At 36.1% G+C, this 11,593-nt stretch carries 10 protein-coding genes; 5 read left to right on the forward strand and 5 right to left on the reverse strand.

Annotated features, from left to right (window positions below; genetic code table 11):
* The first annotated feature begins 106 nt into the window (after positions 1-106).
* Complete coding sequence (locus tag AR685_RS05355; protein ID WP_059123942.1) at positions 107-1,333, forward strand: aminotransferase class I/II-fold pyridoxal phosphate-dependent enzyme; 1,227 nt, start codon at positions 107-109, stop codon at positions 1,331-1,333.
* 58 nt (positions 1,334-1,391) lie between these two features.
* Here AR685_RS05355 and AR685_RS05360 read toward each other — a convergent pair whose 3' ends face one another.
* The 3 genes from AR685_RS05360 to AR685_RS05370 are packed head-to-tail and all read right to left on the reverse strand — an operon-like array spanning position 1,392 to position 3,983.
* A complete protein-coding gene (locus AR685_RS05360; protein WP_059123943.1) occupies positions 1,392-2,396 on the reverse strand; it encodes a glycosyltransferase in 1,005 nt (334 codons plus the stop codon).
* A gap of 12 nt (positions 2,397-2,408) precedes the next feature.
* Positions 2,409-2,810 carry a hypothetical protein gene (locus tag AR685_RS05365; protein ID WP_059123944.1) on the reverse strand — a complete coding sequence of 134 codons (402 nt, stop codon included), beginning with the start codon at positions 2,808-2,810 and terminating at the stop codon, positions 2,409-2,411.
* Positions 2,811-2,816: 6 nt separating this feature from the next.
* Complete coding sequence (locus AR685_RS05370; protein WP_059123945.1) at positions 2,817-3,983, reverse strand: class I SAM-dependent RNA methyltransferase; 1,167 nt, start codon at positions 3,981-3,983, stop codon at positions 2,817-2,819.
* Positions 3,984-4,119: 136 nt separating this feature from the next.
* On the opposite strand from AR685_RS05370, the gene AR685_RS05375 reads away from it, so the two are divergent.
* A complete protein-coding gene (locus AR685_RS05375; protein WP_059123946.1) occupies positions 4,120-4,845 on the forward strand; it encodes a class I SAM-dependent DNA methyltransferase in 726 nt (241 codons plus the stop codon).
* Between the two features lie 260 nt (positions 4,846-5,105).
* Positions 5,106-5,825, forward strand: a complete 720-nt coding sequence (locus AR685_RS05385) for a ZIP family metal transporter (protein WP_047442728.1) — start codon at positions 5,106-5,108, stop codon at positions 5,823-5,825.
* A 164-nt stretch (positions 5,826-5,989) separates the two neighbouring features.
* Here the strand turns inward: AR685_RS05385 and AR685_RS05390 are convergent, their stop codons facing one another.
* Both AR685_RS05390 and AR685_RS05395 read right to left on the reverse strand, forming a co-directional pair.
* Complete coding sequence (locus AR685_RS05390; RefSeq protein ID WP_228376392.1) at positions 5,990-7,396, reverse strand: OmpP1/FadL family transporter; 1,407 nt, start codon at positions 7,394-7,396, stop codon at positions 5,990-5,992.
* Between the two features lie 56 nt (positions 7,397-7,452).
* Positions 7,453-8,499 (reverse strand): hypothetical protein, encoded by a 1,047-nt coding sequence (locus AR685_RS05395; RefSeq protein WP_059123949.1) that lies wholly within the window; start codon positions 8,497-8,499, stop codon positions 7,453-7,455.
* A gap of 147 nt (positions 8,500-8,646) precedes the next feature.
* Between AR685_RS05395 and proS the strand changes: the two genes are divergently transcribed.
* Together proS and AR685_RS05405 are read left to right on the forward strand one after the other, a co-directional pair.
* The gene (gene proS / locus AR685_RS05400; RefSeq protein ID WP_047442725.1) at positions 8,647-10,122 is read left to right on the forward strand and encodes a proline--tRNA ligase; all 1,476 of its coding nucleotides are present in this window, start codon (positions 8,647-8,649) and stop codon (positions 10,120-10,122) included.
* 126 nt (positions 10,123-10,248) lie between these two features.
* On the forward strand, positions 10,249-11,577 hold the full coding sequence (locus AR685_RS05405; protein WP_047442724.1) for an OmpA family protein: 1,329 nt from the start codon (positions 10,249-10,251) through the stop codon (positions 11,575-11,577).
* The last annotated feature ends 16 nt before the right edge of the window (positions 11,578-11,593 follow it).

The raw sequence follows: 11,593 nt of genomic DNA on the forward strand, positions 1-11,593 counted from the left end.
ATAGACTTTTTATCATTAAAATTTAAATTTAATAGATTTAAAATCTAAATATTGAATATTCTGTTGTAATAAAACATAAAATGATTCACTTTTAAAACAAAAAAATATGGATCATTTTAATGCAGCAAACGAAATTCAGGATTTGCAATATTTTGGCGAATTTGGCGGAGTAAACCCATCGATTTCAGACAGTTCAACCTATACTTTTCTGTCTGCAAAAACTATGTTTGATACTTTTGAAGGAAATGCAGATGGCTGTTATTTATATTCAAGGCATTCTTCCCCGATGAATTTGTATCTTTCTCAGGCATTGGCCAAAATGGAAAATACAGAAACAGCTAACGTGACTGCTTCCGGAATGGGAGCGATTACTTCGGTTTTGATGCAGATTTGCAAAAGTGGTGATCATATTATTTCCAGCAGAACCATCTATGGTGGGACGTATGCCTTTTTAAAGAACTTCCTTCCACCATTGAATATTGATACTACTTTCTTAGATATCATTGATTTTGAGTCAATTGAAAATGCGATTCAGCCCAACACAAAAATAATCTATTGCGAAAGTGTGAGCAATCCTCTGTTGGAGGTTGCTGACCTTAGAAAACTTTCCTCAATTTGCAAGAAACATAAATTAAAACTTATAGTAGACAATACTTTTTCTCCGCTTTCCATTTCACCAAGTCTTTTAGGTGCTGATATTGTCATTCACAGTTTAACTAAATTTATTAATGGTAGCAGTGATACGGTAGGCGGAGTTTATTGCGGTACTCAGGAATTTGTTAATGACACAAAAAATGTAAATAACGGAGCCTGTATGCTTCTTGGTCCTACGATGGACAGCTTCAGGTCTGCAAGTATTCTTAAAAATCTGAGAACGCTTCACATCCGAATGAAACAGCACAGCCACAATGCAATGTATCTCGCTGAAAGATTTGAAAATGATGGATTGAAAGTTTCTTATCCAGGTTTACCATCTCACAAAAATCATGAGCTGATGAAGAGCATGATGCAGAAAGAATATGGTTTTGGTGGCCTTCTCACCGTAGACGCCGGAACGACTGAAAAGGCAAACGAACTGATGGAAATGATGCAGCACGAAAATCTTGGATATCTTGCCGTGAGTTTAGGATTTTACAAAACATTATTCTCGTGCTCAGGAAGCTCAACTTCATCTGAAATACCTGAAGACGAAAGAGAAGAAATGGGAATTTCAGACGGACTTATACGATTCTCTATAGGCCTAGACCACGATATTGAGCGTACTTATAAAAAAATGAAAGAATGCATGTTCAAAACTGGCGTTCTACACCATGAAACTATTTATACATCTTGATTAAAAAATGCTGTTGAACTTTCAACAGCATTTTTTTATTTTAATAAGTTAGCTTACATTAATTTTTATGAAAATGTTTCGGGAAAGCTTCTTCAGGTTTCATTCTGAAAACATTCAGCAAAATCCACGATTTTAAAAAACCGTAGCCATAAGAGAACATTTGAATGTAAGTCGAAATAACAGCCATTCCGGCGATTGCAATGTTCTTTGTCACAATCATAGCGTGAATTAAAACCATGAAAGTATAAAGACCGTAAAACGCCAAAATAATTCCTCGTCCAAGAATAAAATATTCAATAAAACCTAAAACATATCCCAGTAGAAACAAAGTTGGAAATGCAAAAGAGATCTTTACATATTTCGGATGTCTCTGATTTAAAATTGGCCTTGCACACCCAAACTGATATACCTGTTTTGAAAACTTACCAAAATCTACACGACGTTTGTGATAAACAGCGATATTATCGAAAAAAGCAGTGGTAAAACCGTTTTCCCAAAGCGTCATCGACAAATCTGGATCTTCACCGATTCTCATTTCAGAAAAACCTCCTACTTTCTCAAACACTTCTTTCTTCACTCCCATATTGAAACTTCTAGGTTGAAATTTTGAAACTGCCTTTTTATTCCCTCTTATTCCACCCGTTGTAAAAACGGAAGTCATAGAGTAAGAAATCGCTTTCTGCATCAGATTAAAACCTTTATGCGCCTTATCTGCACCACCAAAAGCATCACAAGGAATCATGAGAGTATCTTTTTTAATATTTTGAATATAATCTTTCTCCACAATCACATCGCTGTCTACAAAAACAAGCCATTCATTTGCAGCTCTTTTTGAACCATAATTTCTCGACAAACCAGGACCTGAATTGTCTTTTCTGAAATATTTAATATCTAAAATTCCATCAAAATTACCAATGGTAGGTTTCAGATCAATCAAAGAACCATCATCAACAATAATGATTTCAAAAGCTTTATCTGTTTGAAAGGTTAATGAATTGAGAAGTTCGAAAAGCTCGTCTTTTCGGTTAAAAATAGCAACAACGATGGAAATGGTTGGTTTCAAAGTGATAAAAATTTAATTAAAAAACAAACTTGATTTAAAATAGATACACAAAACAATCGAAATTGAAAATGCAATGACCGAACCACTCAGAAACAGTAATTTAGAAAGACTTTTAAAATAGTAGAGCCCTAAATGATACAGCACAAAAAACACAACAAAGGAAACTACCAGTCCAATTATTGGACAAACAATAAAAGTCTGTACAAAATTTTCCATCGGTAGCGGATCTTTAAAAACGATAAAATAGAAAATGGAAGATACAATTAGCAGGCTTCCACTCCACAATTCTACTCTATATTTTGATCTTTTCTTTGGATTTTTATTTTCATCAAAGGATTTTGAATCTGAAAAACTCCCGAAGAAACTCAACAAATCACCAATAAATCCTAAACCGTCAAAAAAATCAAAAGGCATCTCCTATTAGTCTTTATTCTCCAGTTTATGCAACTTCTTCGTTCCCTCATACATTTCATACTGCAAAAATCTGGTTTCCAGTTTTCCGTTGAACAATTTAATTTTTCTTGAAGGTCGCAATCCTATTTTCTTTGGTGCATCAAGATCAGAAGAAATCAGCCACGCCAAAGTGTTAGGGTAACTTGTTTTAAATGTATCTCCAATCTTCTTGTAGAAATCGTCATCATTAATTGAAATTCTCTCGTCATAAGGCGGGTTGAAAACCATCAACAATGGGAACATATCTTTTTTGGTATCAAAGAAATTTTCTCTTCTTACTTCGATAACGTCTTCCATTTCTGCAGACTCTACATTGGTTCTTGCAGCATCCAGCATTCTTCCGTCGATATCGTAACCCACTATTTTTCCGTGGAATTCTCTGATTCTGTCAACACGGTGTTGCTTGATGGTTGCAAACAAATCATCATCATAATTTTTCCAGTTTTGGAAGGCAAATCTTCTTCTGTAAAGCTGTGCTGGCAAATCCATCGCAATCATCGCAGCCTCAATCAAAAGCGTTCCGGAACCGCACATCGGGTCAAGGAAATTTCCTTTTCCGTCCCAACCTGCCAATTGCAACATACCGCTTGCTAACACTTCGTTGATTGGTGCTTCACCCTGCTCTCTTCTGTAACCTCTTTTAAATAAAGCATCACCCGAAGAATCCAAAGAAATTGTTACCAATTCTCTGTCGATATGAAGGTGGAATTTAATATCCGGAGACTTCGTTTCAATACTCGGCCTTCTTCCGTATTTATTCTGGAAATAATCTACAATCGCATCTTTCATTTTGAAAGTCATGAACTGAGAATGACTGAATCTTTCAGAATTCACTGTAGAATCTATGGCAAAAGTCTGGTTGACATCCATAAACTCATCCCATTCAAATTTGAAAAGTCTGTCGTAGTATTTTGTTTCGTTGTATGCTTTAAATTCATCAATCGGCACAAGAATTTTCAAAGCCGTTCTTGCCGAGTAATTGATTTTATAAAGAAAACCTAAATCTCCCTCACAATTGACTGCACGATTTTTAAGTTCAACGTTTCTTCCACCCAGTTTTTTGATTTCTTCACCCAAAACTGTTTCTAATCCGAAGAATGTTTTTATCTGAATTTTAATATTTTCTGTATCCATAAGTTATAATTAAAAGATTTAACCATTTAAAAATCAAAGAATTATCATCTAAATTTATTACTAAATTGAATTTTTCAATACCTTAATGTTTAAAATACTTTTCTTTTAACACCGCAAATTTAGTTATTTTTGCATTATGGAATGGTTTGAATCTTGGTTTGATACGCCTTATTATCATTTGCTTTACAGTAACAGAGACTACACGGAAGCAGAAAACTTTATCACAAAACTCACTCAGGAGCTTCAGCTGCCTCAATCTTCAAAAATAATTGACCTCGCGTGCGGAAAAGGAAGACACTCGGTTTTTCTTAATAAATTAGGCTATGATGTGCTTGGTTTAGACCTTTCTCAACAAAGTATTGAATTTGACAAGCAGTTTGAGAACGAAAGTCTGGCTTTCAAAGTTCATGATATGAGAAATCCTATTGACTCTGAACCTGTACGTGCAGTTTTCAATCTTTTTACCAGTTTTGGATATTTTGATAATGAGACGGATGACAGAAATGTTTTCCAATCGGTTTACAATGTCCTAAAACCGGAAGGTTTTTTTGTTTTAGATTATCTGAATGAAGAATTTGTAACAAGAACTTTAGTACCAGAAACAACGATTCACAGAGAAGGAATTGATTTTCATATCTCTAAAAAAATTGAGGGCCGACATATCATTAAAGACATTCGTTTTGAGATTAATGGAGAAGCTAAACATTTTTTTGAAAAAGTAAAACTTCATACCTTAGAAACGATTGAAAACTACGCTTCAGAATGTGGATTTGAAAGAGTGAAAATTTGGGGAGATTATCAGCTTAATGATTTTGAAAAGGAAATTTCACCACGTTGCATTAATTTATTTAAGAAAAAATAAATCAAACTTTGCAGTGAAGATAAATATAGTTTTCATCATTCTGACTTTAAGCTCTTTATTTTTTGGATTAAAATTTGGTTTTACTGGTAGTCATACACCTCCTTTGCCATTTGTTGTTTCGGGCCTGTTATTAATTGTTGGAACTATTTTAATTTTTCTAAAGAACATTTTTAAAGATAAATATAGCTATCAAGTCCATATAGCTTTTACAGGTTTAAATCTATTGATTGTTCTCTATTGTTTACTATTACCATTTTGAAATGATTATAATATTATTAATTTTAAGCGTTATTGCCGGTGTTTTCCTAGGAAAACTCTTTGGTAAAAAAGAACAGTTTGCAAAAAATCTATTGATTTTAAGTGCCGGTTTTCTGATTACCATTTGCCTGAATGAAGTTTTCCCACAAGTTTACACTTCTGATGTCAGTGAAAATCTGGGAATTTTTGTGATTGGCGGCGTTTTGCTTCAAATGATTCTAGAGGCATTAACGAAAGGTTTTGAGCACGGGCATTTTCATCATCATAATGAAAGCAGCAATATTTTACCTGTCGCATTGATGGTCGGATTGTTTATTCATGCATTTATCGAAGGAATTCCTTTGGCTAATGAAACCAATCCACTATCACCCTATCTTTTAGGAATTTTGTTTCACAACCTACCGATTTCGTTTATTTTGGGAGCATTTTTATTTAACAGATCCGGTTCAAAAGCGTCATATCCATCTTTATTGATTGTTGCTTTATTCGCTTTAGCATCACCTATGGGAATGTTGCTTGGAAATTACTTCAATCCTGAATGGCAACCTTATTTCTTGGCAATTGTAGGCGGTATTTTTCTTCACATTTCATCGGTTATTATTTTCGAAAGCAATAAAAATCATAACATCAACTGGTCGAAGATTGGTTTGGTTATTTTAGGTGTTTCTTTGGCTTTGTTGATGCACTTATTTCATACACATCCGCATGGTCATCATCATTAAAGAGTTTTTTGTTTCACTTAAAAAATAATAATTAAAGACATTCAGTTATTTATAATCTGTGAGAAAAATCTTTAAAGTAAATCAAAATAATTTTAGTTTAAATAAACAAGAAAGGCTCCGAAATCAATCGAAGCCTTTCTTGTTTATTTAAAGAAAATGTCTGATTAGAATTTCCAACCTACAGTAAGGAAGAAATTATTTCTCACATTTTTCACATCAGATACTACTGAGTTTGGTGATGTAACATCAAAATCTCCTGAGTAATATCCTGTATTGTAATTATCAAATTCATATCCTGCCAAAAACGGATTTTTATATTCTGAAGTAATATTCTGATAAGCAGCATCGATATAGAATTTACCAAAATCATATCCGATACCGGCACCAATTGTATTTCTGTCTCCTAAAATAAAGTTGCTGTAATTATTGTTTCCTACACTCCCTGCATTAGAAAAAGCACTTACAGTCATCGTATCAAACGGACTAGATGCATAAGAATAACCTCCTCTCAATCGTAAAGCTTTGATTCTGTATTCTGCACCTACTTTTATCTCAGATAAGTTTTTGTAGTTGTCGCTGAAAAAAGAGTTTAGTTCAGTTTCCGCATCACCTTGCACTTTATATCTTGGTTTCGTAAGACCTAAAGTATAATCAACATTGATTGCGAAATTTTTATTAGGTACAAAGGCACCACTCAAAGTTGCTTTCATTGGTGATCTGAATGTTCTGTCTTCAACAAAATTATCATAGTAAATTCCGTCTCCGCCATCATAATAATCTCTGTAGGCTCTGTCAATCGACCACCATGTAGGAGTTTCTATAGAAGCACCTAATCTTAACTGGTTGCTTACTTTACCAATAACTCCTAAAGTCCCGGATACTCCACTTGATTTTTCAGAATACGGCGTATATTGCTTATCAAAAGTAGTTACAGAATTATCCAAATCTAAACCGAAAACAGCACTGTCATACTGTTCCATGTCAACCCCGTGCATATTCAAACTTGCTCCGAAATACAAGGCATTGTTGTAATTGGCCCCGACACCCACATTAAATTTAGTCTGAGTCCCATATCGGTTGTATGCGTGCCCCAGATAAGACATATTTCCTACAACATTGTTTCCATCTTGATCTACAAGATTTTTAGCGATAGAAACATCTGAGTTTCCAGGTGATTCTATGTAATCTTCAATAGAAGTGGTTGAAATATTGGCTGCCACATTAATAAACTTCCACGGAGTCTCTGTCATTAGCTGGAAAGTTGCCACACCATTCACATTACCTATATTAACCTTATTAATATTATAGTTAACAGAAGAGCCGGCCAATGATGCAGTATTCTTATTATTAGTTATTGATAATGTTCCTGAAATATCTCCAGCTATCGCAACACCGATACCTGCCGGGTTGGTCATCAAAGAAGTACCGTCTCCACCTAGGGCTCCATTTGAACCCACCATTGCATTAAATTTCGAAGAACCTACCATTGGCGTATTTGAATATACATCAATCGAGTTTCTAATCACTGAAATATCCTGAGCCTGCAGAAAAAATGCTGCAGAAACACTCATTATGATTAAAGATTTTTTTAACATTATTTTATTAATAGTTATTGAGTTTTAAAATATTATCTACCGCCGGATCTGAAACCGCCGCCTCCGCCGCCGGATCTCATCCCACCGCCTCCAGAAGAACCACCGGATCTAAATCCACCGCCACCGCTGCTTCCAGAGTTAAAACCTCCGGATCTGAAGCCGCCGTTGTCGCTTGGTCTAGTGCCACTATCATTTCTATATCGAGGTTGAGACTGTTGTTGATTGTAATTTGGTCTTGTCTGATAGTTCGGTCTTGTTTGATAAGGATTTCTTGTACCAGATTGATTTCTGAAACCTCCATTAGATGTTCCTTGTCTGAAACCTCCTGTATTATTTCTAAAACCACCTTGCCCCTGGCCGTTTCTCATTCCGGACCCGTTGTTTCCATTTCTGAAACCAGAACCGTTACCGTTATATTTATTAATACCTACCGTATTATTGGTAAATCCTCTGCCATTTGCTGCGCTTCGTCTGTATGTAGGTCTGTAATAGTTTCCTCCCCAATATCCTGCACCATACCAGCCGCTATATCCGCCATAACCCCAGTAAGGATTATACATTCCCCACATACCCCAATAAGGGTTATAACCACCCCAGCCCCAAGAATTGCCCCAGCCGAATGACATTCCCATGCCCCAGCCAGATCCCCAGTAAGGGCTGTAGCCTCCGTACCATCCCCAAGGTGAACCAAATCCCATTCCCCAACCCCATGAGTTGTCGTAAATATTGGTTTCATTCCCTGCAAAATTACCCCAGTCAGAATCTGTAGCATTACCATTGTTAGTATTACTCCAAGTATCAAATCTGTTGTCGTATTCAGAGGCATTGATTTGAGAATTTTCTACAATACTAGATTCAGAATAGTAATCGTAATAATCTCCTACTCTGTTTCCCTGATCACCGTTGATGATTACTCCCTCAGGAAGTGTATCTTTATTGGGATCATAATATACTCCGTCTGTTTCACTATAACCTCCTACCTGAGCTCCGCAAGACATTAATAGCAAACCACTCGAAATGGCTAAAACCCCTTTAGATTTTAGTATCCCAAGTAAATTTTTATGTATATTTCTTTTCATGATAATGGAAAAATTTTTAATTTAAATTATATTTGCAATCTGTACCAAAAATATACCAAATCTTTGGTAACAAATATCTATCAAAAATAGATTTTTATTTTTAGATTACAATAATAGAGAATAGTTAAAAATATTAAAATAAAATTAATGGCAAAATTAACCTCAAGAAGCGAAGATTACAGCAAATGGTATAATGAGTTGGTTGTAAAGGCAGATTTAGCTGAAAACTCCGGCGTGCGAGGATCGATGGTTATTAAACCTTACGGGTATGCGATCTGGGAGAAAATGCGCGACGAAATGGATAAAAGATTCAAAGAAACAGGTCACGTCAATGCATACTTTCCTCTTTTCGTTCCCAAAAGTTTATTTGAAGCTGAGGAAAAAAACGCTGAAGGTTTTGCCAAAGAATGTGCAATTGTAACCCATTACCGTTTAAAAAATGATCCGGATAATCCAGGAAAACTAATTGTTGATCCTGAAGCAAAATTGGAGGAGGAGCTGATTGTTCGCCCGACTTCTGAAGCTATCATCTGGAATACCTATAAAGGTTGGATTCAATCTTACAGAGATTTACCAATCTTGATCAATCAGTGGGCTAATGTTGTCCGTTGGGAAATGAGAACCCGTTTGTTTCTAAGAACTTCAGAATTTCTTTGGCAGGAAGGCCACACCGCTCATGCAACAAAAGTTGAAGCTTTGGAAGAAGCAGAAAAGATGAATAATGTCTATGCAGATTTTGCAGAAAAATTCATGGCAATGCCTGTTGTAATGGGTGTGAAAACTCCTTCAGAAAGATTTGCAGGAGCTGATGACACCTATTGTATCGAAGCATTGATGCAGGATGGAAAAGCACTGCAGGCGGGAACTTCTCACTTCTTAGGACAGAATTTCGCCAAAGCATTTGATGTGAAATTCACCAACAAGGAAGGGAAAATAGAGCACGCATGGGCAACATCTTGGGGAACTTCTACCCGTTTGATGGGTGCCTTGATTATGACGCATTCTGATGATTTCGGTTTGGTTTTACCTCCAACATTGGCGCCGATCCAAGTGGTAATTGTTCCTATTTTCAAAGGAGAAGAGCAATTAAATCAGATCAGCGAAGTCGCTTTGGAAATTCAGAATAAATTAAAATTAAAAGGGATTTCTGTGAAATTTGATGACGACACACAGAACAAACCGGGCTGGAAATTTGCTGAATACGAATTGAAAGGCGTGCCTTTGAGAATTGCAATGGGCCAAAGAGATTTAGAAAACAAATCAGTAGAAATTGCAAGAAGAGACACACTTACAAAAGAAACACGACCGTTGGAAGGTTTAGATTCTTATATTGAAGATCTTTTGAAAACTATTCAGGAAGACATGTATACTAAAGCTTTAAACTTCAGAAAAGATAACATCACGAAAGTGGACACCTACGAAGAGTTTAAAAAAGTTTTAGAAGAGAAAGCTGGTTTCATCTATGCACACTGGGACGGAACGGATGAAGAGGAAGCGCAGATCAAAGAGGAAACCAAAGCTACCATCAGATGTATACCTTTGGACGACGATATTGAGGAAGGTGTTTCTCTTATCTCAGGAAAACCTTCTGCAAGAAGAGTTTTATTTGCGAAAGCATATTAAATTTAAATATTATATAATTAGGAAATCTTTAAAAATCGTTGAGATTTTTAAAGATTTTTTTTTCAAATCACCATTTGGATAGATTTTTGATTAATTTTATAATACATTAATCTCAAATAATTTATTATGTCATTAAACATTATCGATTTAATTAAAGGTCAGCTTGGTTCCGCATTGGTAACGCAGGCTGCATCGCAGTTGGGCGAAAGCGAATCCGGTATTTCAAAAGCTATCGGAGGATTATTACCCGCAGTGGTGGGAGGTCTGGCAAACAATTCAGACAACCCCTCGGTTCTAGATGCAATCAAAACAGCTCCTTCTCAAGGGGTTTTGGGCAATTTGTTAGGACTTGCTTCAGACAATACATGGGTACAAGGTTTATTAACATCAATTTTTGGTGATAAACTGAGTGGCTTGGTTAATTCCATTGCAACTTATGCAGGAATAAGCAATAACTCATCGGCTTCGTTACTTAATCTGGTAACCGGAGCAACCGTTGGTTCTGTGGGAAAATATGCAGCCGATAACAATCTTGATGAGTCGGGGATTTCTAGTTTACTGAATGACCAGAAAGGAATTGTTTCCTCACTATTGCCTGCAGGTCTCTCTTTAGCATCTTTAAATGTTGGAGACTGGGCAAAAGGATACAAATTCGACAATGACAACGATACCATACATACTCCACCCACAACTCCTATTTCTACTCCAACTTCACACGACGAACCAAAGATAGAAGTGACGAAAAGTGTTGCAGATGGCGGAACTTTCCCAGACAGACCTACAACAACTTCAGACGGAGGATCTATCTGGAAATGGTTGCTACCATTACTACTACTTGTTGCGGCAGCATATTTTATATGGAAGCAATGTGAGAAAAAAGAAACCACAGCTACAACAACGGTAGTTGGTGATTCGTTAAGTACAACAACTGATACTGCATCAATGCAGAATGACACAGCATCTGCAATAACAACTGCTAAAGTTGACGAAAACATCGATTTAAACGGTACAGTATTGAAAGGCTACAGAGGTGGAATGGAAGACAATATGATTACCTTCCTAAAAAGCGGATCGTATGCTAGTGCAGCTGATGATGCAGCTTTAAAAGATCAGTGGTACGATTTTGACCATGTCAATTTCAAAATGGGAAGTGCAACCGAATTGGAAGCAGGTTCTCAAGGTCAATTAGAAAATTTAGTTGCTATCTTGAAGGCATATCCTGAAGCTAAAATCAAAATTGGCGGATACACCGATAAAGTGGGTAACGAAGCTGCTAATGTAAAACTTTCCGGTGAAAGAGCTACTTACATTAAAGATTGGTTGGCTAAACAAGGTGTGGGAGCTCAGGTCTTAGGAGCAGAAGGTTACGGTGGAAAATTTGCTACTGTTGACGCAAGTGCTTCTGACGCAGAAAGAGCTGTAGACAGAAAAATGTCTGTACGATTTGCAAAATAATCATCTTAAAATAATA

The organism is Chryseobacterium sp. JAH (assembly GCF_001507335.1).
Taxonomy (GTDB): Bacteria; Bacteroidota; Bacteroidia; order Flavobacteriales; family Weeksellaceae; genus Chryseobacterium.